At 63.2% G+C, this 22,943-nt stretch carries 20 protein-coding genes and 1 pseudogene; 4 read left to right on the forward strand and 17 right to left on the reverse strand.

All coding sequences use genetic code 11. The features are described 5' to 3' along the window. Positions 1-55 precede the first annotated feature (55 nt). Both alr and ACFFWD_RS33390 read left to right on the forward strand, forming a co-directional pair. Positions 56-1,210 carry an alanine racemase gene (alr, locus tag ACFFWD_RS33385; protein WP_376973068.1) on the forward strand — a complete coding sequence of 385 codons (1,155 nt, stop codon included), beginning with the start codon at positions 56-58 and terminating at the stop codon, positions 1,208-1,210. Beyond that, positions 1,207-2,463, forward strand: a complete 1,257-nt coding sequence (locus ACFFWD_RS33390) for a D-amino acid dehydrogenase (RefSeq protein ID WP_376972750.1) — start codon at positions 1,207-1,209, stop codon at positions 2,461-2,463. Before alr ends, ACFFWD_RS33390 begins: the two co-directional genes overlap by 4 nt. 154 nt (positions 2,464-2,617) lie before the next feature. Here ACFFWD_RS33390 and ACFFWD_RS33395 read toward each other — a convergent pair. Together ACFFWD_RS33395 and ACFFWD_RS33400 are read right to left on the reverse strand one after the other, a co-directional pair. Then, a pseudogene (locus ACFFWD_RS33395) lies at positions 2,618-3,889 on the reverse strand (ArgE/DapE family deacylase); the annotation flags it as partial. Further along, the gene (locus ACFFWD_RS33400) at positions 3,879-4,106 is read right to left on the reverse strand and encodes a hypothetical protein (RefSeq protein ID WP_376972752.1); all 228 of its coding nucleotides are present in this window, start codon (positions 4,104-4,106) and stop codon (positions 3,879-3,881) included. The pseudogene ACFFWD_RS33395 and the gene ACFFWD_RS33400, both read right to left, overlap by 11 nt. A gap of 456 nt (positions 4,107-4,562) precedes the next feature. Between ACFFWD_RS33400 and ACFFWD_RS33405 the strand changes: the two genes are divergently transcribed. After that, entirely contained in the window at positions 4,563-6,803 is a 2,241-nt protein-coding gene (locus tag ACFFWD_RS33405) for an NADP-dependent isocitrate dehydrogenase (RefSeq protein ID WP_376972754.1), read from the forward strand. Positions 6,804-6,876: 73 nt separating this feature from the next. Here ACFFWD_RS33405 and ACFFWD_RS33410 read toward each other — a convergent pair whose 3' ends face one another. The 12 genes from ACFFWD_RS33410 to ACFFWD_RS33465 all read right to left on the reverse strand — a co-directional run bounded on the left by ACFFWD_RS33410 (position 6,877) and on the right by ACFFWD_RS33465 (position 19,354). Beyond that, on the reverse strand, positions 6,877-7,578 hold the full coding sequence (locus ACFFWD_RS33410; protein WP_376972756.1) for an SDR family NAD(P)-dependent oxidoreductase: 702 nt from the start codon (positions 7,576-7,578) through the stop codon (positions 6,877-6,879). Positions 7,579-7,617: 39 nt separating this feature from the next. Further along, positions 7,618-8,427: a glutathione S-transferase family protein gene (locus ACFFWD_RS33415; RefSeq protein WP_376972758.1), complete on the reverse strand. Its 810-nt coding sequence runs from the start codon at positions 8,425-8,427 to the stop codon at positions 7,618-7,620. A 70-nt stretch (positions 8,428-8,497) separates the two neighbouring features. After that, positions 8,498-9,697 (reverse strand): ABC transporter substrate-binding protein, encoded by a 1,200-nt coding sequence (locus ACFFWD_RS33420; RefSeq protein WP_376972760.1) that lies wholly within the window; start codon positions 9,695-9,697, stop codon positions 8,498-8,500. A 49-nt stretch (positions 9,698-9,746) separates the two neighbouring features. Further along, positions 9,747-10,907, reverse strand: coding sequence for an iron-containing alcohol dehydrogenase (locus tag ACFFWD_RS33425; RefSeq protein ID WP_376972762.1), 1,161 nt, complete (start codon positions 10,905-10,907; stop codon positions 9,747-9,749). Positions 10,908-10,944: 37 nt separating this feature from the next. Continuing rightward, positions 10,945-11,715: an enoyl-CoA hydratase-related protein gene (locus tag ACFFWD_RS33430; RefSeq protein WP_376972764.1), complete on the reverse strand. Its 771-nt coding sequence runs from the start codon at positions 11,713-11,715 to the stop codon at positions 10,945-10,947. Positions 11,716-11,726: 11 nt separating this feature from the next. Next, entirely contained in the window at positions 11,727-12,737 is a 1,011-nt protein-coding gene (locus ACFFWD_RS33435; protein WP_376972766.1) for an NAD(P)H-dependent flavin oxidoreductase, read from the reverse strand. A gap of 21 nt (positions 12,738-12,758) precedes the next feature. After that, positions 12,759-13,946, reverse strand: coding sequence for an acetyl-CoA C-acyltransferase (locus ACFFWD_RS33440; protein WP_376972768.1), 1,188 nt, complete (start codon positions 13,944-13,946; stop codon positions 12,759-12,761). A 15-nt stretch (positions 13,947-13,961) separates the two neighbouring features. Then, a complete protein-coding gene (locus ACFFWD_RS33445; RefSeq protein ID WP_376972770.1) occupies positions 13,962-15,092 on the reverse strand; it encodes an acyl-CoA dehydrogenase family protein in 1,131 nt (376 codons plus the stop codon). A 23-nt stretch (positions 15,093-15,115) separates the two neighbouring features. Beyond that, the gene (locus ACFFWD_RS33450) at positions 15,116-16,297 is read right to left on the reverse strand and encodes an acyl-CoA dehydrogenase family protein (protein WP_376972772.1); all 1,182 of its coding nucleotides are present in this window, start codon (positions 16,295-16,297) and stop codon (positions 15,116-15,118) included. 12 nt (positions 16,298-16,309) lie between these two features. After that, positions 16,310-17,047: an SDR family oxidoreductase gene (locus ACFFWD_RS33455; RefSeq protein WP_376972774.1), complete on the reverse strand. Its 738-nt coding sequence runs from the start codon at positions 17,045-17,047 to the stop codon at positions 16,310-16,312. A gap of 63 nt (positions 17,048-17,110) precedes the next feature. Next, positions 17,111-18,634, reverse strand: a complete 1,524-nt coding sequence (locus tag ACFFWD_RS33460; RefSeq protein WP_376972776.1) for a class I adenylate-forming enzyme family protein — start codon at positions 18,632-18,634, stop codon at positions 17,111-17,113. An 81-nt stretch (positions 18,635-18,715) separates the two neighbouring features. Continuing rightward, positions 18,716-19,354: a 2-hydroxychromene-2-carboxylate isomerase gene (locus ACFFWD_RS33465; RefSeq protein WP_376972778.1), complete on the reverse strand. Its 639-nt coding sequence runs from the start codon at positions 19,352-19,354 to the stop codon at positions 18,716-18,718. Positions 19,355-19,559: 205 nt separating this feature from the next. On the opposite strand from ACFFWD_RS33465, the gene ACFFWD_RS33470 reads away from it, so the two are divergent. Then, entirely contained in the window at positions 19,560-20,072 is a 513-nt protein-coding gene (locus ACFFWD_RS33470; protein WP_376972780.1) for a winged helix-turn-helix transcriptional regulator, read from the forward strand. 195 nt (positions 20,073-20,267) lie between these two features. On the opposite strand, the gene cobT is transcribed toward ACFFWD_RS33470, so the two are convergent. Genes cobT through ACFFWD_RS33485 form a run of 3 tightly spaced genes read right to left on the reverse strand, consistent with a single transcriptional unit; the run spans position 20,268 to position 22,843 of the window. Further along, on the reverse strand, positions 20,268-21,323 hold the full coding sequence (gene cobT / locus ACFFWD_RS33475) for a nicotinate-nucleotide--dimethylbenzimidazole phosphoribosyltransferase (protein WP_376972782.1): 1,056 nt from the start codon (positions 21,321-21,323) through the stop codon (positions 20,268-20,270). 36 nt (positions 21,324-21,359) lie between these two features. Continuing rightward, positions 21,360-22,118 (reverse strand): precorrin-6A synthase (deacetylating), encoded by a 759-nt coding sequence (gene cobF, locus ACFFWD_RS33480; protein ID WP_376972784.1) that lies wholly within the window; start codon positions 22,116-22,118, stop codon positions 21,360-21,362. Positions 22,119-22,165: 47 nt separating this feature from the next. Next, positions 22,166-22,843, reverse strand: a complete 678-nt coding sequence (locus ACFFWD_RS33485) for an energy-coupling factor ABC transporter permease (protein ID WP_376972786.1) — start codon at positions 22,841-22,843, stop codon at positions 22,166-22,168. Positions 22,844-22,943: the final 100 nt, after the last annotated feature.

The following is a 22,943-nucleotide window of genomic DNA, read 5'->3' on the forward strand; positions in this document are numbered from 1 at the left end:
AACATTCGAACAATACTTCGGTAGCGTCTGGCCGATCCGTTTTTCAGTGCGCACCATGCCCCCTTCTCTCCTCCCTCACGATGTTTCCGCTGGAGCGGTGCTGACCGTCGACCTGGCGGCGCTCCGGTCGAACTATCGGTTGATCCGCGATCGCGTCGGGCCAGCCGATGTAGCCGCGGTCGTCAAGGCCAATGCGTACGGGCTGGGCGCGGTCCATGTTGCGACCGCGTTGCTGAAGGAAGGCTGCCGCGACTTCTTTGTTGCGCACCTGTCCGAAGCTCGCGAACTGCGCAGCCATCTGCCGCCGGCAGCGGCGCTATACGTTCTCAACGGGTTACAGCCGGAAGCCGAGGCCGAAGCCGTTGCGCTGGGCGTAAGGCCGGTCCTCAACTCGCTGGCGCAGCTCGACGCATGGGCGTCCGCCGGAGCCCGGCTCGGGCGCCGCCTTCCGGCAGCGCTCCAGGTGGACACCGGCATGTCGCGGCTCGGACTTTCGGCTGGTGACATTGAAGAACTGCTGCAACGGCAATCAACCCTGGATCAAATCGAACTCGTCCTGTTGATGAGCCACCTGGCCTGCGCCGATGAACCCGATCATCCGGCAAACGCGGATCAGCTCACCACCTTCGACAAGTTCGCCGCGCTGTTTCCGGCAACCCGCCTCTGCTTCGCCAACTCCGGCGGCGCGTTCCTCGGCCACCCGTTCCATGGCGACCTGGTCCGCCCCGGTATCGCGCTTTACGGCGTGAACCCGGTGTCGGGCTCGACACGGCCATTGCGCCCCGTGGTTCGCCTGGATGCACGAGTCATTCAGGTCCGCGAGATCGCCGAGGGCGCCGGTGTCGGTTATGGGCTGACCTTCAGGGCCAGCGCGCGGACGCGCCTTGCGACCATCGGCATCGGTTACGCAGATGGCTGGCCACGCTGCCTCAGCGGGCGCGGCGCCGCCTACGCGCGCGGCATCCGCCTTCCCATCGTTGGACGAATCTCGATGGACAGCACGGTCGTCGACATCAGCGCGCTTCCCCAGGACACGTTGTGCCCGGGCGACCTGATCGAAATGATCGGGCCCACGCAGAGCCTGGGCGACGTCGCGCGCGATGCGGGCACAATCGCCTACGAAATCCTCACATCGATCGGGCAGCGCTACGAGCGCGTCTATCTCGATGACGAGGCCGAACAACCGAGTTGCCTCACGAGGATTGCATGAAGGTCGCTGTACTGGGCGGTGGCGTGATCGGCGTCACCACGGCTTACTATCTGGCGCAAGCTGGCCACAACGTAACGCTCCTGGAGCGGCAGCACGGCGCCGCCCTTGAAACGAGCTTCGCCAATGCGGGGCAGGTGTCACCAGGATACGCCTCGCCGTGGGCGGCTCCGGGAATTCCCGTGAAGGCGATGAAGTGGCTGTTCATGGAACATGCTCCGCTCATTCTGCGGCCACGCCTGGACTTCGCAATGATCAGCTGGCTCGTCGGCATGTTGCGCAATTGTACCGCGACGCGCTATGCCGTGAACAAGAGCCGCATGGTGCGGCTCGCCGAGTACAGCCGCGATTGTCTCATTGCCCTGCGGAAAGAGACCGGGATCCAGTACGACGGACGCACGCGAGGTACGCTCCAGCTCTTTCGCACCCAGGCGCAACTCGACGGGACTGCAAAGGACATCGAAGTGCTGCGGGCGGACGGCGTGCCGTTCGAACTCCTCGATCCGGATGGATGCATTGCCGCCGAACCGGCACTTGCCCATGCACGAAGCAAGATCGTCGGCGGGCTCTGCTTGCCGAATGACGAGACTGGCGACTGTTTCAAGTTCACGGCGGAACTTGCGAAGCTCGCCGCCGCGGCGGGAGTGTCCTTTGAGTACGGACGCACCATCCTCGGCTTCCGGACCGAGCGGGGAAACATCACACAAGTGGAAACCTCGGCAGGTCCGCTGTCTGCGGACGCCTATGTCCTCGCCCTCGGCAGCTTCTCGCCCAGGCTTGCCCGCCAGATCGGGCTGCGCATTCCGGTTTATCCCGTCAAGGGCTACTCCCTGACGATCCCGATCTCGGACCCGACGCGTGCACCGGAATCGACGATCATGGACGAGACGTTCAAGATCGCGATCACTCGGCTCGGCGATCGAATCCGGGTGGGAGGCATGGCGGAGATCTCGGGTTACACCAACGATCTGCCGCAGCGGCGCCGCGCGACCCTGGAGCACTCGGTAACCGATCTTTTCGAGGGCAGCGGTGACGCAAAGGCCGCAAGCTTCTGGTCGGGCTTGCGCCCGATGACGCCGGACGGAACGCCGGTCGTCGGGCGGACCTCCTACGCAAATCTGTTTCTCAACAGCGGCCACGGCACGTTGGGATGGACCATGGCCTGTGGCTCAGCTCGCGTGGTTGCGGACCTGGTCGGAGAGCGTTCGCCCGAGATCGACGCGTCGGATCTCGGGCTCGCGAGATATGGCAACTAGAGCTTGATCTGGGCCGATTGAATCCGAATCGAAGCTCCCGATTCCAGTTTTTTCGTAGCAGAATCCAGGATCCAGTTCGCTCGAATCCGCGATCATGCGCGATCGCGGGATTGCGCGACGGGAGCCGCGCTTTCCGTGACGTCCGGCTAGCCCTCATCCCGCACCATTGCGCGACAAAGAAGGCGATCGCCTTCGTCGTTTCGCGCAGCGACGCGAGGTTCACACGTTCGTTGAAGCCATGGATGCGCTCTCCCACCGGTCCATAGCAGAAGGCAGGAATGCCGAAATAGCGGTCGTAGAACCGTGCATCGTTCAGTGCCGTTGCCAGACGACGCCCGAACGGCTTGTCGGTCGACGCCTTGTGGGCTTCCTCGAGGACGGCACGAATGTCGGGTCGATCCCTCATCACATAGCCGTGGGAGAGATATCCCGACCAAACGATCTCCGGGGGATGATCGGCAAGAAACGGAATCCCCGAAGCGGCCGACCGTATGCAATCCACGATCTCTTGCTGGCATTCCTCGACGCTCCATTCCGGCAGCAGGCCGATCCGACAATCGAGATCGCACCAGGCCGGTACGCTTGAGGCCCAATCCCCGCCGTGAATGATGCCGGGATTGAAATTGAGTGGATGAGCAACCGCACCGTAGATCGGATGGCTTTCGGCACGCCGGTTCCATTCCCGCTCGAGCCCCTCCAGGGCACGGATCATCTCGGCCGCAGCCTTGATGGCGTTGAAGCCCTCGCCCGCATGGGACACGTGGGTGGGCTCGCCGCTGACCTTGAGCCGGAACCAAATGACTCCCAGACACACATCGCTGAGGGTCTGCCCGCTTGGCTCTGGCAACAGCGCGCAGTCGGCGCGATAGCCGCGCTGCAAGGCCGACAAGGCACCGACGCCGGTGCTCTCCTCCTCGATGACGGACTGGAAATGAATACGTCCGCGCGGGGAATATCCCGCGTTGCGGACCGCATCGACTGCGAACAGCGCGCCAATGGTTCCGGCTTTCATATCCGCCGCGCCGCGCCCGTGCAGCCAGCCGTCCTTGAGCTCAGGCTGAAACGGCGGGGTCTTCCACATGCGGTTCGGCCCCGCAGGAACGACGTCGCAATGCCCCTGCAGGATCAATGAGCGGCCCTGTTCGAGCTTTGGTTTCAAGGTACCGACGACGGTTCGGGCACGGGAAAAGTCATGAGTGATGACGCCGACATCGGGAAGTCCCCTGAGATCGTCCAGCGAGATCAGCCAATCGTCCAGGAGGTATCCGCGCGAGCGAAGCTGTTCAGACATGAAATCCTGGGCCGGCCATTCCGCACCCCGTGTGCTGGGAATGGCGACAAGCTGCTTGGTCGCTTCGATCTGCCTATCGAACGACTCGTCAACCGCATCGGCAATCCTGCGGCGTTCGGCCTGGCTAAGCGTCATTTGATCTCTCCCGAATTTCGCGCGCGACCCGTATCAATCCACCTTCCGGAGCCACCGCGCCCGGCACGCGACATGCCTCATTGGTGAGCTTCTTCGTTGCGTCGTCGCGACGTTCGGAAACGCAATCGCCGCCGACATTCAGGATTGCCCCCGGGTCGGCGGACCGACAATAGCCAGGATTTATAGATTTGGTCAAACGACCAATTTCGATGATCAAGAATGCTTTTCAGCGCCCCTGCGCAAGGCCCTCCGCGCGCGGGCCGCATCTGGGTGAATTCGGGACATTCGGTTTGGATCGAACTCCGGAAAGCGTGTTTGATTGTCGTCCGCCAAAGCTCTAGTGAGCCGCAAGGGTGTCATCGAACTGCTCAGAACGCGCATCGGCCGTAAGAGAACGTCTGACGTTAGCACAGAGGAGGTAGGCTCCGGCGCAGTCTCCGGCGAGAGGACTGCCGACATGTGTTAATGCGCCCTTCTAAGCTTGTTGCCACGAAGCGCGGGCCGCATCTCAAAGGCACAAATCAGTTGCCGAAGCTCATCGCAGGTGTCAGATTCAACGGCAGCGTTAACGTCATCCAATTTACCGGAAAACACTCCGTCCGATCATCCCCCCAACGTCCCGCCAACGGATGCGTCGGCATCGATGTTGCCCCGCCGTGAAGGAAGCCAACGCATGAGCACGACACCTCCCACGATCATCTACACGCTGACCGACGAGGCCCCGGCGTTGGCGACCGCAGCGTTCTTGCCCATCGTGCGTGCATTCACGGCTCCGGTCGGCATCAACGTCGTCACCAGCGACATCTCGGTGGCGGCTCGAATCCTCGGCGAATTCCCGGAATTCCTCACCGAAGAGCAGCGCTTACCCGACAATCTGGCCGAGCTTGGCCGGCTGACGCTGCTTCCGGGGACCAATATCATCAAGTTGCCCAACATCAGCGCCTCGGTGGCGCAACTGATGGCCGCGATCAAGGAGCTGCAGGACAAGGGCTACAAGATCCCCGATTATCCCGAGAGCCCAAAGTCGGACGAAGAAAAGGCAATCCGGGCACGCTACGCCAAGTGCATCGGTAGTGCGGTGAATCCGGTGTTGCGCGAGGGGAACTCCGATCGCCGCGCTCCGCTCGCGGTGAAGAACTACGCGCGCAAGAATCCGCACAGCATGAGCGAATGGAGCCAGGCTTCGCGCTCACACGTCTCCCACATGCATCACGGTGACTTTTACCACGGCGAGAAGTCCATGACGCTGGACAGGGCCCGTGACGTCAAGATGGAGTTGATCACCAAGAGCGGCAAGACCATCGTGCTCAAACCCAAGGTGTCGCTTCAGGACCGCGAGGTCATCGACTCGATGTTCATGAGCAAGAAGGCGCTCTTGGAGTTCTACGAGCAGGAAATCGAGGACGCCTACAAGACCGGTGTGATGTTCTCGCTGCACGTGAAGGCCACCATGATGAAGGTCTCACACCCCATCGTGTTCGGCCATTGCGTGAAAATCTTCTATCGCGACGCTTTTGCAAAGCACGGCCAACTGTTTGAAGAACTGGGCGTGAACGTCAACAATGGCATGATCGATTTGTACAACAAGATCGGCAGTCTGCCTCAGAGCAAGCAGGATGAGATAAAACGTGACCTGCACGCCTGCCTCGAGCATCGGCCCGAGCTGGCGATGGTTGACTCGGCTAAAGGCATCACGAACTTCCATTCGCCAAACGACATCATTGTCGACGCATCGATGCCCGCCATGATCCGCAATGGCGGCAAGATGTGGGGTGCCGACGGCCGCCTGAAGGACGTCAAGGCCGTGATGCCGGAGAGCACCTTCGCGCGCATCTATCAGGAGATGATCAACTTCTGTAAGTGGCATGGCGCCTTCGACCCCAAGACCATGGGCACCGTGCCCAATGTGGGCCTGATGGCGCAGCAGGCTGAGGAATATGGCTCGCACGACAAGACCTTCGAGATCCCGGAAGATGGCGTCGCCAACATCACTGATCTCGCCACCGGCGAGGTGCTCCTGAGCCAGGACGTGGAGCAGGGTGACATCTGGCGCATGTGCCAGGTCAAGGATGCGGCCATCCGTGACTGGGTCAAGCTGGCCGTCAATCGGGCTCGTCACTCCGGCATGCCGGTCCTGTTCTGGCTGGACCCGTACCGCCCTCACGAGGCGCAGCTCATCACCAAGGTCAAGATGTACCTGCACGAGCACGACACCACCGGCCTGGACATCCAGATCATGAGCCAGGTGCGCGCCATGCGCTACACGCTGGAGCGCGTGATCCGCGGCCTCGACACGATCAGCGCCACCGGCAACATTCTGCGCGATTATCTGACCGATCTGTTCCCCATTATGGAGCTGGGCACTTCGGCCAAGATGCTCTCGATCGTGCCGCTCATGGCCGGCGGCGGCATGTACGAAACCGGGGCCGGAGGCTCGGCGCCCAAGCACGTGCAGCAGCTGGTGGAAGAGAACCACCTGCGCTGGGATTCGCTGGGCGAATTTCTGGCCCTGGCAGTATCGCTGGAAGACCTCGGCCTGAAGACCGGCAACCAGAAAGCCAAGCTGCTGGCCAAGACACTCGACGCCGCGACCGGCAAGCTGCTCGACAACAGGAAGTCGCCCTCGCCGCGCACCGGCGAACTGGACAACCGGGGCAGCCAGTTCTACCTGGCAATGTATTGGGCGCAGGAACTTGCCGCGCAGACCGAGGATCCAGCGCTGCAGGCGCGCTTCAAAGCGATGGCCGAGACGCTGACCCGAAACGAAGAGAAGATTGTCGCCGAACTCGCAGCCGTGCAAGGCAAGCCCGCGGACATCGGTGGCTACTACCTGCCCGACTCGCAAAAATGCGAAACCGTGATGCGCCCGAGTGCGACGCTCAATGCAGCACTGGCACAGACCGGCAGCTCATAAAGGCCACGGGGTCAGCATGCGGCGCCACGCCTGTAGCGCCGACCGCCGAACGGCCGTTATTGTTGCTCTGCGACTACCAGGCTTCCCCGAAAGGCCGCAGTTCGACGTTGAATGACCACGCGCTGCGATCCTGGTGAACGACATGCCAGATCTCGTCCGCGATCGCTTGCGGCTTGATGAAGAAGTCGTCCGGTCGCTCCGGCCAGCGCTTCCTCGTCCATTCCAGGTCAATCACGGCGTCGACAATGACGTACGCGACGTGCACGCCTTGTGGACCAAGCTCGCGCGCCATCGCCTCGGCAAGGATCCGCTGCGCCGCCTTGGTCGGCGCGAAACCGGCGAAGCCGGGCTTGCCCCGCAGCGCCGACGTGTTGCCGGTGGCAATGATTGCGCCCTTGCCAGCGCTGACCATCGCCTGGGCAAACCGCCTGGCGAGGTACAGCAGGCCCATCGTGTTGACCTGAAAATTGCGGTTCAAGATTGCCGGATCGATCTCACGGAACGTACCGAACACTCCGCCGACGGCATTGTGAATCACGATGTCGGGATTGCCGAGATCGTGCTCCACGGCGGAGGCCACCGCCTCGATCTGCGCGGCATCCGACACATCGCAACGATATCCCCTTGCGCCCGGCAGCTCTTTCTGCAGAGCGGCAAGACGCTCCTCATTCCTGGCGAGAAGGGCGACGCGATAGCCGCCCTCGGCAAATCTCCTCGCGAGCGCCGAACCCGTGCCGGGTCCAACGCCGGTGATCAGGCAAACAGGCGCGGCCATGCGATCAATCCTCCACGTTGAAGCGAGCAGCCGACATGTTCAGGCCGCCGCCTTTGACAACAGCTTTTCGACATAGGACTTGAGGTCCGGCCTGAAGTGCTGGTGCTCGACCAACCGATCAAAGTGGGCGAACATCCGCGGATACTCATTCCGGACGCCGGCGTGCAGGATCTTGTCCAGTCCACGCGCGTTCAACTGTTCGGCCCGTGCGTGCTCATTCATGAACAGCGCGAGCTCCGCAGCGAAGCAGATATCGGCCAGCGTGATGTCGTCTCCCACCAGCGCGTCCCGTCGCGGCGACAGCGCCTGTTCAAGCCCCGAGGCATAGATCGCGAATGCCGCCTTGGCGCGCGCGTGAATGGCCGCATCGACCGTGCCGTCCGACAGTGCAAGCAGATAAATTTGCGAATCCCTGGCGAAGATCAGGCTGACGTCCAGGAAGCTGTCGATCCTGGACGCTTCATAGGCGTCGCGTCCGTAAAGCGGGAATGCCGCCGCGCCCAGCCGAGCCACCGCCCGCATGATGCTGTTCGACTCGAAGATTCCGATCTTTCCCTCCGCGCCGAACGCGGCAGGCACGTTGCCGAACGGCTGGGCCTCGAGGAAGGCCTCGGTCTTGAAGAGTTGCGCGCCGGTCAGTCCGACCCGCCCGGTTCGCGCAAGGGATGAAAGCGACTCGCGTTCGCCCGGAGCAAGGGGACGCGCATCGTAATCCCACAGCCAGTCCCGCAACTCCTTGCCGGACGCGCCCCTGACTTCGACGTCCACGCCGCAGAAGCGGGCCGCGATGGTCGCCTTCCAGACCCGCGGATTCGGCAGGTATGAAAATATGCGCAAATGAGCCGTCATGGATTGCTCCGGATGAATCTTTGTGCGCACAGGACGATGCCCATGCTTGTCATGGGTTCCGCAGGACGCACTACTCCGAGCTCGCATCGAGAACCTCACCGAACTGCTCCCATCGAGTTCCCGTCCATCGCTGAAGCTGCAGTTGCGTCCAGATCATGTTGTTGCTCTCGCTGGTGTTAACCCGGACGCCGGGCAGCGCTGTCGGCAGCACAAGGTTCTTCAGCGACTTCGCCTGCTTGATAACGTTGTCGCGCGAGACGTCGTCGCCACATTGCTTGAGGATCTGCTCCAGCACCATGCCCTGCTGATAGCCAGTGAGGTAGCTCGTATTGCTGATGTCGGAGCCCGCCAAATATCTATCGAAGAAGGCGCGATACGCCTTGATTCCCTCGTCATCCTTCCAGTTTTCGTCGTTCGGATCCTTGTTCGGGGTGCCGACGATCACGCCGGCGGAATTCTCCAAGCCCGCTGGCTTCAGTGTGCCCGCGACCGATGACGAGGGGAAGTTGATGAAGATCGTTGGCTTCCACCCGGTCTCGGCTGCGCGACGGATGGCCTGCGCGGCAAATTTCGGCGTCCCAGCAATGAACAGCGCCTGCGCGCCGGAGCTCTTGAGTGCGACCACCTGCGAGTCAACGGTCGGTTCCGTTACCTCGTAACTGGCGGTGACGACACGCTTGTTAAAGTCGGCGCCCAGGACCGCCTTGAAGGCGTTGACGTAATCACGGCCAAGATCGTCATTCTGGAACAGGATCGCGTATTTCGCCGCAGGCAAGGCACGCGTCAGATATTTTGCGTAGATCTTCCCTTCAGTGTCATAGCTGACGAGCCCGGTCGTGGTGAGCGGGTAATCCTTGACACTGGTAAATTTGCTCGCACCGGTGACGATTGCGATCGTCGGAACCCGTTTCGCGGCAAGATATTTTGCCACGGCCGAGTTGCCCGCCGTGCCGAGTTGGCTGAAAATGAACGCGACTTCGTCGCTCTCCACCAACTTGCGCGCATGCTCAAATGCCTTTGGCGGGCTATACGCATCGTCCAGAACGATATATTCAATCTTGCGTCCGTTGATGCCTCCGCGATCGTTGATCGATTGCACGTAGGCGAGCACGCCGTGCCCGACCTGGCCGATTGAGGAAGCGGGCCCACTGAGCGGAAAGATGCCTCCGATCTTGATCTTTGTCGCCGTGACGCCGGGCGTATCGCCCGCCCAGCAAGGCACGGACATCGCAATCATGAGGGCGCAGGCCAGTCGGATGCCCCAAAACATCGTTCGTTCCTCCACTGTTTGCGTGCCAACCGTGAAAGCTACAGCCTCTTCAGGCGGCCAATTTCAGTATCTTGACAACGTCGGCGGGCTCGCGGATCGGCTGCGGATTGGCGCGGGTGAAGATCGACAGCATCGCGTTCTTGCCGATGAGCTCAAAACGGTCCTCGGCAACGCCGACGTCGGCAAGCCGCCGCGGAAGGCCGAGCTCAGCGATCAACGCCGCGAAGGCCTCGCTGGCGTCCTGTTCCGGCGCGCCGAGCGCCGCGGCAATCGATTTCTGCGCCGCTTCGGTGGCCGGACGGTTATAGCGCAGCACACTCGGCATCATCACCGCCGTGCAGAAATAATGTGGCACGTCGCAGGTGCCGCCCAGCACATGGCCGATGGCGTGGCTCGCGCCCATCGGTACCCGCGCCTGCAGGCCGAACGCCGACAGCCAGGAGCCGAGCTGGCAGCCTAGCCGGGCGTCTGCGTCGCTCGGATCCGCCTTGGTGCGAAGCAGGCCGTCATGCAGGTAGCGCAGGCCCTGCAGGCAGACCGCGTTGACCAGCACGTTGCTGCGGATCGAGCAGATCGCCTCAATGCCGTGATCCATGGCTCGGGTTCCCGACCCGAGCCACAGCTTTTCCGGCGTGTATTTTGTGATCGCGGGGTCGAGGATGATGCTGAGCGGCATCATCATGGGGTGATTGAATATCTGCTTCAGCTTGCGCCTGACGTCGGTGACCAACGCGCCGGAATTGTATTCGCCGCCCGACAGCGTGCTCGGAATCGCGACCATCCTGACCTTCGGCGCGCGAAACGGGCCGAAGCGCCGCTCCGGCGTGGTTTCGAAGCCATCGAGACCGTCCTGCTCGAAGATCTCGTGCTCCATGCACATCAGCACGATCTTCGCGGCGTCGACCACCGAGCCGCCGCCGATCGCAACGACCAGATCAGCTTTGGCGTCCTTGGCCTGCCTCGCGACGTTGACCACCACTTCGCGCGTGGTGTGCTGCGGAATGCCGTCGAAGGTCGCGACGTGACGACTGCCGAGGGCCTTACGGACCTTCTCGATCTCGTCTGTCGTCGTGTTGAGCGTGCGGCTTGCGATCAGATAGACGCGTTTGGCGCCGAGGCGTTCGGCCTCCTCGCGCAGCGCTTCCGCCGCGGGCTTGCCGTAGATCACCGATTCCATCGTCGGATACTGATAGCTGCCCGCGTTGCTCATGTTTGCTCCCTCGGTTTTGTGATCTGTTCGTCCTCGATCAAGCGACTTTCGAGAAGTCGGGCGGCCTGCGTTCGGCGAATGCGGCAAAGGCCTCGCGCGCCTCCGGCGTCTTCAGCCGCTCCTTGAACAATTGCCCTTCCTCGGCGATTTGCGCCGCGATCCGCTGGTGGTCGCGCATCAGCTTCTTGGTCAGGCTCAGCGATCCCGCGGGCCGCTTGGTTAGCGCAAGCGCGGCGTCATGCGCCCGCTTGCGCAGTTCGCCCTGCGGTACCACGGCATTGGCGAGGCCACTGGCCAGCGCGGCCGCGGCATCCATCGGCTCACCCAGCGCAAACATGGCGTAGGCGCGCGCATGCCCGATCCGCAGCGGCAACAGCCAGCTCGACGCCGCTTCCGGAACCAGTGCGAGATTGACGAAGGGCGTGATCAGCTTCGCATTGTCGGCGAGATAGACGAGATCGCAGTGCAGGAGCATGGTCGTACCCACGCCGACGGCATTGCCCTGCACGGCGGCGACCAGCGGCTTGCTCGCCTTGCTGATGGTTTCGATGAAGCGATGGGCGGGGCTGTCGACGGCACTTTCACCGCGAGCCTGGCTTGCGAAATCAGCCAGATCATTGCCCGCGGTAAAGCTGTCACCCTCGCCCTGGAACAGGACCACGCGGACGGACGTCTCCGCCTCCGCCTCCTTCAGCGCGTCAGACAGGGCGTCATACATGGCGCCGGTCAGCGCATTCTTCTTCTCCGGACGCTGTAATGTCAGCGTCATGACACCTTCTGCAATCTCGATCTTGACATGCTCCGTCATGGCAAGCTCCCTTAAGCCACCGCGCGGGCGGGCTTCTGTACCTCGACGCCATCGAGGAAACCGGTCAGGCGCTGCCGGATGATCGCCTCGGCATCCGCCATGATCCGGTCGATCAGCTCCTTGACCGTCGGGACGTCGTTGATCAGGCCAACCACCATGCCGCAGCTCCAAGCGCCGGCGTCCATGTCGCCATCGACCATCACCTTCGGATAGACACCCGCGACCTGCTCGTGGATGTCCTGGATCTTCAGGGTGGCGCCCTTCTCGCGCTCGATCTCGAGCAGATCATCGACGCCCTTGTTCTTCAGCACGCGTTCGGTGTTGCGCAGCGCGCGCATGACCAAGCGGGTGTCGAGCTCGGTCGCCTCGACCAGCGCCTTCTTCACATTGGGATGGACCGGCGCCTCCTTGGTAGCGATGAAGCGCGTGCCCATGTTCATGCCCGCCGCGCCCATGGCGAGTGCGGCGACGAGGCTGCGCGCATCCGCCATGCCACCGGAGGCCACGAACGGAATTGTCAATTCATCCGCCGCGCGCGGCAGCAGGATCATGTTGGGGATGTCGTCCTCGCCGGGATGGCCGCCGCATTCAAAGCCGTCGACGCTGACCGCGTCGCAACCGATCTTCTCGGCCTTGAGCGAATGCCGCACTGAGGTGCATTTGTGGATCACCTTGATCCCTGCGGCCTTCAGCGCCGGCATGTACTGCTCCGGGCTGCGGCCCGCGGTCTCCACGATCCTGACGCCGCCTTCCCTGATGGCGGCGATGTATTCGGGATAGGGCGGCGCGGTGAAGCTCGGCAGGAAGGTCAGGTTCACGCCGAACGGCTTGTCGGTCATGTCGCGGCAGCGCGCGATTTCCTTTGCCAGCAGCTCCGGCGTCTTCTGCGTCAAGCCTGTGATGACACCGAGCCCGCCGGCGTTCGATACCGCGGCCGCCATCTCGGCAAAGCCGACATAGTGCATGCCGCCCTGGATGATCGGGTGCTGGATGCCGAACAATTCGGTGATTGCTGTCTTCACGAGTTTCTCCTGCGTTTCCGATCAGTGGATGATTTCAAACAGGCCGGCCGCGCCCATGCCGCCGCCGATGCACATGGTCACTACGCCGTATTTCGCCTTGCGCCGCCGGCCTTCGATCAGGATGTGGCCGGTGAGCCGCGCGCCGGTCATGCCGTAAGGGTGGCCAATCGCGATCGAACCGCCGTTGACGTTGAGCTTGTTCGGGTCGATGCCGAGCTTGTCGCGGCAATAGATCACCTGGACAGCATAGGCCTCGTTGAGCTCCCACAGGTCGATGTCGTCGATCTTCAGATTGTGGCGCTTCAAGAGCCGCGGAATCGCCGCGACCGGGCCGACGCCCATCTCGTCCGGTTCGACGCCCGCGGCGACGAAGCCGCGGAAGATGCCGAGCGGCTTCAGGCCCTTCTTGGCCGCGATCTTGTCGCTCATGATCACGCAGGCCGAGGCGCCGTCGGAAAGCTGGCTGGCGTTGCCGGCGCTGATGGTCTTGCCCTCGAACACCGGCTTGATCTTGGCGAGCCCCTCCGCGGTGGTGTCCGGACGCGGACCCTCGTCTTTCGACAGCGTCACCTGCTGATAGCTGACTTCCTTGGTATCCTTGTCGACCACGACCATCTTGGTCGTGATCGGTACGATCTCGTCGTTGAAGCGGCCACCCTGCAGCGCGGCGCCGACACGGCGCTGGCATTCGAGGCTGTACTCGTCCTGCCGGTCTCGCCCGATTCCGTAGCGTTCGGCGACGACCTCGGCGGTCTCCAGCATCGACATGTACATGTCCGGTTTCATCGCCATCAGCTCGTCGTCGACGGCGTGAAACCGGTTCATGTGCTCGTTCTGCACCAGGCTTATCGATTCGATGCCGCCGCCGATCGCGATCTCGACGCCGTCAAGCATCACCGACCGCGCGGCGACCGCGATCGCCTGCAAGCCGGAGGCGCATTGCCGATCGATGGTACTGCCGGCAACCGTCACCGGCAGGCCGGCGCGGATCGCGCCCTTGCGCGCAACGTTCATCACCATGGTGCCCTGCTGCATGGCGCAGCCCATCACCACGTCCTCGACCTCGCCGGGCGTGATGCCCGCGCGCTTCACGGCTTCGGCCATCACATGGCCCGCCAGGGTCGGCCCCTCGGTGTTGTTGAGCGCGCCGCGATAGGCCTTGCCGACGCCGGTGCGGGCCGTGGAAACGATGACTGCCTCAGTTGTCATGCTTGCCTCTCTGTCTTAGGCGGCCGCGTCGAGCTGCGCGTAACGCAGCACGTGGTAGGCGGGATCGCCGAACTGGATGTTGATGGAGGAAATCCGCTTGAAGTAATGGCCGACATTGAGCTCGTCGGTCATGCCCATGCCGCCATGCAGCTGCACCGCCTGGTCGGCGACGAACTTGCCGGCATAGCCGATCTTCGATTTCGCCCCCGACGCCAGCCGCGAAATGCCGGCCTCGCCCGCACCGAGGGTGAGATTGAGCTGCTGCATCAGCGACAGCGCCTCCTGATGGGCGATGAACATGTCGACCATCCGGTGCTGCAGCACCTGGAAGCTGCCGATCGTGGTTCCGAACTGCTTTCGGGTCTTGGAATATTCCAGCGTCGCCGAGTTCAGCTCGCCGATCGCGCCGACCAGTTCGGCGCAGAGCGCGCCGATGGCGCGGTCGCGGCAGGCTTCCAGCGCGGCCACACCCTCACCCTCCTTGCCGAGCAGTTGGCCGCGGACCTCGCGCAGGCTGACCTCGGCCGCGCGGCGGCCGTCGATGGTCTTGAAGCTCTGAAGATGCAAGTTGGCGGCGCGGCGATCGACCACGAACAGGCTGACGCCGCCGCGATCGTGCCGATGACCAGAGGTCCGGGCGGAGACGATGAGATAGTCCGCCCAGGGCGCGGCAATCACAGCCGTCTTTTCACCGGTCAGGACGTAGTCCTTGCCTTCGCGGCGAGCGGTGGTCGTCACGGTCGCCAGGTTGAAGCGCGAGGCCTTCTCGGTCCAGGCCAAGGCCCAGATCTTTGTTCCCGCGATGATGTCCGGGATAAAGGCCTGCTTCTGCTCGTCGGTTCCGACGTGCACGATCAGGCCACCGGCGAGCACGACGGTCTCGATAAACGGCTCGACCACGAGGTGGCGGCCGAACTCCTGCGCGATGATCATGGTCGACAGCGTTCCGCCGCCGAGCCCGCCGACATCCTCGGCGAACGGCGCGGCTAACAGGCCGAGCTCGGCGAAGGCAGCCCATTTCTTGCGGCTGAAACCCTCCTCGCTCGCGACGATCTTGCGGCGCGCGTCGAAATCGTACTGCTCCCGCAGCAGACGCTGGACACTGGATCGCAACAATTCCTGCTCTTCCGTGAACTGGATATCCATCCGATCCTCTCGTTGCGCTGTTGCTAGAGACCGAGCACCGCTTTGGCGATGATGTTGCGCTGGATCTCGTTCGATCCGCCGTAGATAGAGAGCTTACGCGAATTGAGATATTTTTCCGATGCGGTGTGGCCGTAGTCCGGCCCCGGCATGAAGCGGTTGGCGCTGACCGGATGCTCGCGGATCGCCAGGCCGTAATTGCCGATCGCGCGATGGGTCAGCTCGGTAATGTTCTGGAAGATCTCGGTGCCGCGGATCTTGAACAGCGATGCCGCCGGCCCCGGATCAATGCCGCGCGCCATCTGCGCCACCACGCGCAATTCGGTCGCCTCCAGCGCGAGCACGTCGAGCTCGACGCGGGCGATGTCCCTGATGAATTCGAGATAGGCCGGATCGTCCTCCGGAATCTCGGCCTTCACGATCTTCTTCAAGCGCTCGATGTAGCGCGTCGAGCGGCCGATCCCGGCCATGCTGGTACGCTCGTTGCCGAGCAGGAATTTTGCATAGGTCCAGCCCTTGTTCTCCTCGCCGATCAGGTTCTCGACGGGCACGCGGACATCTTCGAGGAAGACGTCATTGACCTCGTGCGAGCCGTCGATCGTGATGATCGGCCGAACGGTAACGCCCGGCGTCTTCATGTTGATCAAGAGGAACGAGATGCCCGACTGCGGTTTTGCGCCCGGATCGGTCCGCACCAGGCAGAAAATCCAGTCGGCGTGCTGGGCCAGCGTGGTCCAGGTCTTGTGGCCGTTGACGATATAGTGGTCGCCGTCACGCACCGCCTTGGTGCGCACGGTGGCGAGGTCGGAACCGGAGCCCGGCTCGGAATAGCCCTGACACCACCAGTCCTCGCCGGAGAGAATGCGCGGCAGATATTTCTTCTTCTGCGCCTCATTGCCGAACGTATAGATGACCGGGCCGACCATGGTGACGCTGAACGCCAGTGGCGGCAGAGTTCCGGCGCGGGTGGTTTCCTGCTCGAAGATGAAGCGGCGGGTGATCGACCAGCCGGGCCCGCCATAGTCCTTCGGCCAGAGCGGTGCGATCCAGCCCTTTTTGTACAGGATCCGGTGCCAAAGCAGCATCTGATCCTTGGAGAGGTCGGTCTCCGGATTGGGAACACGCATCTCGGCCGGATAGTTTTCGGCGATGAAGGCACGCACCTCGTCGCGAAAGGCCGCATCCTCCGGGGACAGCGCGAGCTCCATCGGACGTGCTCCCTACCACTTCTCGCCGAAGGGACGGATCTCCAGCTCGAACGTCCAGGCGCTCTTCGGCTGCTGGTAAAGCTGCCAGTAGGACGCCGCGACCGACGACGGCGGCATCAGGAGGTCCGGATTGTCGAGCGCGTCGGGGCCAAACGCCTCGATGCGGCGCTGCCGCACCCATTCGGTGTCGACGCCGGAGTCGATGATGAGGTGGGCGACGTGGATGTTCTTCGGACCGAGCTCGCGCGCCATCGCTTGCGCCACCGCGCGCAGGCCGAACTTGGCGCTGGCGAATGCCGCATAGCCGCTGCCACCGCGCAGGGATGCGGTGGCCCCGGTGAAGAAGATGTTGCCGCCTCCGCGCGCCAGCATCAGCCGCGCCGCCTCGCGTCCGGCCAGGAAGCCGGAATAGCAGGCCATCTCCCAGACCTTGCGAAACACGCGCTCGGTGGTCTCGAGAATCGGGAAGTTGACGTTGGCGCCGATGTTGAAGACGCAGACGTCGAGCGGGGCATGCTTGTCGGCGTCGTTGAGGAAGGAGATGATCTCCTCCTCCTTGCGCGCATCGAGCGAGCGGGCGTGGATCTCGCCGCCTGCCGCCTCGATCTCCTTGACCAGCGGCGCGAGTTTGTCGCCGTTACGGCGGCCGGCGAAGACCGTAAAGCCCTCGGCGGCGAATTTCTTGGCGATCTCGCCGCCGATATAATCGCCGGCACCGATGACAGCTACGGTCGCATTTCTCTTCTGCATGGTCTTCTCCGGCCTCTGGCTAATGTGGACTCTCGAACGCGACGTCGGCTACGTCGCTCAGCTCTAGCTGCGCAGCGACTCCGCCAGCTTGTGCTTCAGGATCTTGCCGGTTGACGTTGCCGGCAGCGCGTCCAGCAAGATTATTTCCGACGGACGCTTGTAGGAGGTGAGCTGCGGGGCGACATGGGCGAGCAGATCCTGCGCAGTGGCCTTCGAGCCCTTGATGAGCTGCACGAAGGCCACGACCTCTTCATTGCCTTCAACCTGCCGCCCGACCACGGCGCATTGCACCACCGCGTCGTGGGTGCTTAACACCGCCTCGATCTCGGCCGGATAGACGTTGAATCCGGAGCGAATGATCATCTCCTTGGTGCGCCCGACGATGTAGAGGTAGTCGCCCTCAAAGCGAGCGAGGTCACCGGTGTTGAACCACCCCTCGGGATCAATCGCCTTGGCGGTCAGGTCGGGGGCGCGGTAGTAGCCGCGCATCACGTTCGGGCCGCGGACATGGAGCTCGCCGACCTCGCCGTTGGGGACAGCCTTGCCGTCGCGACCGACGAGCTTGGCTTCAAGGCCCGGCAATATGGTGCCGACCGCATGGTCGGCCCGTGGAGTATCGGGCCGGACACCGGAAATTCCGGGCGAGCATTCGGTGATGCCGTAGCCGTTGAGGAGCGGCAGGCCGAGCTCCTGCTCGACCCGCGATTTGAGCTCGATGTCGAGCGGCGCGCCGGCCACCGCGATCACGCGAAGCCTGCCGCGATCGAGCTTGGGCAGGCCTGCGTTGCGCCGATATTCGAGCAGACGCTGATAGGTCGCGGGCACACCGTTGAGAATGGTGATGCCCTCCTCCGCCACCGCCTTCACCAAGGCCGCAGGATCGTATTTTGCGACCAGGCGAACGGTGGCCCCAACCATCAGCGTCATGGTGAGCAGCGAAATGCCGACAATGTGGGAGATCGGCAGCACGCAATACTGCACGTCGTCCGCCGTCATCTTGCGCCAGGCAGCGGTGCCCCTGGCGCTGAACAGGAGATTGCGGTGGGTCAGCATCACTCCCTTCGGCGTGCCCGTCGTCCCCGACGTATAGATGAGAACAGCAACCTGTTTCGTACCGTCGGCCTCGACCCGCTCGGGCGAGGTGCCGAGGTTCAGTGCGGTGACGCCAATGCCGCGAAGCGGGCCGGCGGCCTGCACCGGCGCCTCGTAACGCGCGGCATGGGCGGCGGCCTCCTGCGAGACGTCGGCGGTGAAGAAGGCGCGGCGGGCGCCGCTATGGTCCCTGATCTGATCGACTTCGCGCGGCGACAGCCGCGGATTGACCACGATCGCCCAGACATTGAGCCGGCTCGCGGCCAATAGCAGGCAGGCGAGCGGAATGGAGTTCTCGCTGACGATCATCATGCGATCGCCGGCCCGGATGCCGAGCGCCCGCAACACTTCCGCGACGCCGCTCACCGCCTGGTCAAGCTCGCTGTAGGTCAGCCTCGCCTTGTCGTCGATCAGCGCCAGCCGATCCGGCGTCGCCGCAACGTGCCGGTCCATCACCTCATGGATGCGGTTCGGCAAGCCTTCCAGACTTCCCACTGCACTTTCCGTCGACGCCACCACTGAAACCTCCCTGCAACGGCCCCTTGGACCTGGTTGTTGTCTCGGGCGCGGCCCGGATCAGGCGGTCTTGCGTTGCTCTGCGCCGAGTTGCGCGACGATCTCTTCCTCGACCTCGCGCAGGCGATCCTTGCCGAAGAAGATCTCGTCACCGACATAGAAGGTCGGCGAGCCGAATGAGCCGCGGGCGACGGCGTTGCTGGTGTTCTCGATCAGCTTCTTCTTGACGTCGTCCTGCTGCGCGCGGGCGATGATGCGGTCGATATCGAGGCCGGAGGACAGGAACGCCTCGCGGAACACCTGCGGGTCGTCCATCTTCTTGGGTTCTTCCCACATGTGGTGATAGGCGGCGCGGAAATAGGGCTCGAACATCCCTTCAAGTCCGGCAGCGACGGCGCCGCGCATCAGCATCAGCGTGTTCACCGGGAAGAACGGGTTTGACTTGAACGTCGTGATGCTGTGGCGCCGCAGGAAGCGCTCGGTTTCGAGCGCGTTGTATTCGGGCTTGTTCTTGATCCCGTGCAGCGACTCCGCGGGCGACATGTTGCCGGTCTCCTTGTAGATGCCGCCGAGCAGCACAGGGACATAGTCGAATTTCACGCCGGTGCGCCGCTCGATCTCCGGCAGCACAAGCTCGGCGAGATAGGCGTTGGGACTGCCGAAATCGAAGTGGAACTCAACCCTGAGCGGAGCAGCCATGGAACGCGCTTCCCTTCGATGGTCGGCGGCCACTTGCCGCCGCGTTGATCTTGGCCGAGACCATAAGTTCTATTTTAGAACTGTCAATATGATATTTGTCATCCAATGGCCATTCTGCCGCTGAAATAATGGTATCCTATTGAAACGACATAAGTTCTGTTTTAGAATTTGTTGGCGCAATCGTCGCAGGACGCTGGAGACGTTGATGAAATGGGATGCACTCGAAGAGGAACCGTGCTCGCTGGCCCGCACCGTCGCGGTCATCGGTGATCGCTGGAGCCTGCTCATCCTGCGCGAATGCTTTCTTCGCATCCGCAGGTTCGATGACTTCCAGGCGTCGCTCGGGATCACCCGGCATTTGCTTGCCGACCGGCTAAAGAAGCTGGTGCGGTTCGGCGTGTTGCGTCGGGTTCCCTATCAGGAATCGCCGAAGCGCTACGAATACATCCTGACTCAGAAGGGCCTCGACCTTTATCCGATCATCATGTCGATTGTGCATTGGGGCAACATCCACATGGTCGACTCGCGCGGCCGGCCGATGCTGCATGAGCATAAGAACTGCAAGAAGATGTTCGACCCCGTCATGGTCTGCTCTGAATGCGGTGAGCCACTGACGGCCAAGGCGGTCCATGTCCATCCCGGCCCCGGCGCACGACAATCCTCGCCGTTGCATGCGAAGGCGCAAGCGAGAGCCAAGAGAGGAATTGAGCCGGGTTAGGCCGGAGGCTTCCGCGCCATTGCAGCGAATCATGGTCGCGCGACCCGTACGGCTACACGCACAATTCAGGAGTATTGATCGATTCTCGCGTGAGCCGCATTGAGGCCGTTGGATACGGCGGCGCTCCAAGCCAACCAAGTCCCCGCGGGAACGGCGTCGTGCCGTCGATCAATCAACGCGTTGGTTGAACCGCTGTCAGCCCGCGGGGCGATCCGGCACATTGGCCTGCGCAAAAGTCGCCATGCCGTTGTGCAGGGCGCATGCGAGCCGCACCAGCGGCAATGCGATCGCGGCTCCCGATCCCTCGCCGAGCCTCAGATCCAGGCTGACCAGCGGGTGCACGTTCAAGGCCCGAAGCACGAGGCGGTGCCCCTGCTCGGCGGATTGATGCGAGGGTAGTAGAAACGGCTGACAGGACGGATTGACTCGTACTGACGCCAATGCAGCCACCGACACGATCAAGCCGTCGATCAGGACTGGAATGCGACGCTGCGTGGCCGCAATGATCGCACCGCAAATGGCCGCGATTTCGAGACCTCCGACCGCGCACAGGATTCTTTCGGCAGAGGCACCCGTGAGACCGTGGCGCGCCAGCGCGGCATCGATCAAATGCGCCTTGCGGGCTCGGCCGGCGGCATCGACACCGGTCCCACTGCCGGTAACCTCCTCCGCGTTCGCGCCGAGCAAGGCCGAGGCGATCGCCGCCGACGTCGTGGTGTTGCCGATGCCCATCTCGCCGAGAATGAGAAGATCAGGCCGACCGGCCTCCGCGCGCAACACCGCCCGCCTCCCGCATTCGAACGCAAAGGCCAACTCCGCCGGCTCGAGCGCCGCCTCCACGCTGAAATCACGGCTGCCGCAGCGCGGTTTGTCGGTGACAACACCCGGTAGCTCCGACTGCGCCAGCGTCCCGGCATCGACCACCTCCAGAGTTGATCCCAACTCGCGCGCCAGAACCGAGATCGCGGCACGGCCCGCGGCGAAGTTCGTCATCATCGCGATGGTCACCTCCTGCGGATAGGCCGATACGCCCTGCGCCACAATGCCGTGATCACCGGCAAAGATGATGATCGGCGCGCGCGCCGCGCGCGGCCGCTCCGTCTGCTGCAAGCCGGCGAGTTCGATCGCAATGTGCTCGAGCCTGCCGAGCGCGCCGGTTGGTTTTGTGAGCTGCGCCTGGCGGGCAAGCGCCGCCTCACGATGAACAGCCGAGATGCCCGGGCATTCCTGGTAAACCCACTCGGGTAGCATGCTATGTCGCCTTGGAATAATGTCGTGGCCGCGGCTTCAGCCGTGTCGCGATCTGCGTTTGAGAATGTAGCTATCCATGATCCAGCCATGCCGTTCGCGCGCCTCTTGCCGCGCAGCGACGATGCGAGGACCTGCTTCGGCAAGTTCACCGGACATGATGATTTGATCGGGCATGCCAAGATAAGCACCCCACCAGATGTGCAGTCCCTTGGGCTCTAGCGACTGAAAGGCCGCGCCGCCGTCGAGCATCACGACCACGGTGTCGGTGCCACCGGGCCAGCCGCGTTCGCGCAGCCGCCGCCCTGTCGTGACCAGGAAGGGCTCGCCGATGTCGTTGAGCGGCAGCGCATGCGCGGCGCAGAGGGCCTGAATCGATGTGATGCCCGGAACGACCTCGATCGTCGGCAACGGATCAAGCCGTCGTGCGATCCGCAGGCTCGAATCGTAGAGCGACGGGTCGCCCCAGATCAGCAGCGCGACGCGCCCCGAGCATCCGAGATAGCCTGCGATCGCTTGCGACCAGGTCGCGGCGACGGCGTCGTGCCAGTCGTCAACGCCCTTGCGGTAATCCGCCTCGCCGGCGTCGCGCACGGGCAGGTCGCACTCCGCGATGCGCGTCCCGTGGTTGGTGAGCACGTCGGCGCAGATCGTCCGCCGCAATTCCGCGAGATCGGACTTCGCGGTCCCCTTGCGCGGGATGAGGACCAGATCGGCGGCGTTGATCGCGCGAATCGCGGCGAGCGTGAGCTGCGCGGGATCGCCGCAGCCGATGCCTATAAGGGAGAGCGTCAGCATGCCTTCAGCGAAGGGCGGCCGCAAAACGACCGCCCCTCACGTCGTCTCTATGCTGCGTTGTGCAGGCGCGGCGTAACAAAGCCGTCGGCCGTAACGCCGCGCAGCGACTTTGCCAGCGCGAGCACGGCGAGATCCGCCAGCGGCTCGATCACGATGACCAGCGCGTAGGATCCCGCGAAGGTCGCAATGTTGGCGAGGTTGGCGGCGCCAAAACCCGCGCCATAGAGCGCCCAGAACGCGACCCATGCCACGATGCCGGACTGATAGGCGGTGGAAAGCGCCAGAGCTTGGCGATACTGGAGATCAACATAGGCGGTGTTGCGGGGGATGACACGCTGGGCCAGCGCCTGGATCGCAAACAGCGGCACCAGCAGCGTCGTCACGTTCATGCCGTATTGCGGCAGATCAGTCGGCACGAAGAACAGGCCTTGCAACAGAAGGCCAAGCGCCAGTCCGAACGCGGCGGGTGCGGCACCGAACAGCAGGAACAGTGTCGATCCGAGGATGAAGTGTACCTCGGAGACCCCGACCCGGAAGTGCGGCAGGATCTCGAAGAACGAGAACACCAGCGCGGTCGTCGCAACCGCACGCACAACGAACGAGGCGACGCCCTGCTCGCGCATGGTGTCGACCGCGAGCTTGAGCGCAACGCCGCCCGCGGCAATTCCCGTCGCATAGCCCAGCACGAGTTTTGCGCCTGTCACGATTTCCGGTTCGATATGCATGGCCTTACGTCCTTCCTGCCGTCACGTCCGACGGCGTTGGTGTCAGAAATTTCCACTTCCGCGGAGTACGCGTCAAGGGGCGAGCGAGGCCCAGCGGCGA

The sequence above is a fragment of the Bradyrhizobium erythrophlei genome (assembly GCF_042430365.1).
Taxonomy (GTDB): Bacteria; Pseudomonadota; Alphaproteobacteria; order Rhizobiales; family Xanthobacteraceae; genus Bradyrhizobium; species Bradyrhizobium erythrophlei.

Coding starts and splice junctions, on each gene's coding strand:
- alr (WP_376973068.1), top strand. CDS start 56: ATGCCCCCTTCTCTCCTCCCTCACGATGTTTCCGCTGGAGCGGTGCTG.
- ACFFWD_RS33390 (WP_376972750.1), top strand. CDS start 1,207: ATGAAGGTCGCTGTACTGGGCGGTGGCGTGATCGGCGTCACCACGGCT.
- ACFFWD_RS33485 (WP_376972786.1), bottom strand. CDS start 22,843: ATGCATATCGAACCGGAAATCGTGACAGGCGCAAAACTCGTGCTGGGC.
- ACFFWD_RS33430 (WP_376972764.1), bottom strand. CDS start 11,715: ATGACGGAGCATGTCAAGATCGAGATTGCAGAAGGTGTCATGACGCTG.
- ACFFWD_RS33445 (WP_376972770.1), bottom strand. CDS start 15,092: ATGGATATCCAGTTCACGGAAGAGCAGGAATTGTTGCGATCCAGTGTC.
- ACFFWD_RS33420 (WP_376972760.1), bottom strand. CDS start 9,697: ATGTTTTGGGGCATCCGACTGGCCTGCGCCCTCATGATTGCGATGTCC.
- ACFFWD_RS33470 (WP_376972780.1), top strand. CDS start 19,560: ATGAAATGGGATGCACTCGAAGAGGAACCGTGCTCGCTGGCCCGCACC.
- ACFFWD_RS33465 (WP_376972778.1), bottom strand. CDS start 19,354: ATGGCTGCTCCGCTCAGGGTTGAGTTCCACTTCGATTTCGGCAGTCCC.
- ACFFWD_RS33410 (WP_376972756.1), bottom strand. CDS start 7,578: ATGGCCGCGCCTGTTTGCCTGATCACCGGCGTTGGACCCGGCACGGGT.
- cobF (WP_376972784.1), bottom strand. CDS start 22,118: ATGCTGACGCTCTCCCTTATAGGCATCGGCTGCGGCGATCCCGCGCAG.
- ACFFWD_RS33405 (WP_376972754.1), top strand. CDS start 4,563: ATGAGCACGACACCTCCCACGATCATCTACACGCTGACCGACGAGGCC.
- ACFFWD_RS33440 (WP_376972768.1), bottom strand. CDS start 13,946: ATGACAACTGAGGCAGTCATCGTTTCCACGGCCCGCACCGGCGTCGGC.
- ACFFWD_RS33450 (WP_376972772.1), bottom strand. CDS start 16,297: ATGGAGCTCGCGCTGTCCCCGGAGGATGCGGCCTTTCGCGACGAGGTG.
- ACFFWD_RS33425 (WP_376972762.1), bottom strand. CDS start 10,907: ATGAGCAACGCGGGCAGCTATCAGTATCCGACGATGGAATCGGTGATC.
- cobT (WP_376972782.1), bottom strand. CDS start 21,323: ATGCTACCCGAGTGGGTTTACCAGGAATGCCCGGGCATCTCGGCTGTT.
- ACFFWD_RS33415 (WP_376972758.1), bottom strand. CDS start 8,427: ATGACGGCTCATTTGCGCATATTTTCATACCTGCCGAATCCGCGGGTC.
- ACFFWD_RS33455 (WP_376972774.1), bottom strand. CDS start 17,047: ATGCAGAAGAGAAATGCGACCGTAGCTGTCATCGGTGCCGGCGATTAT.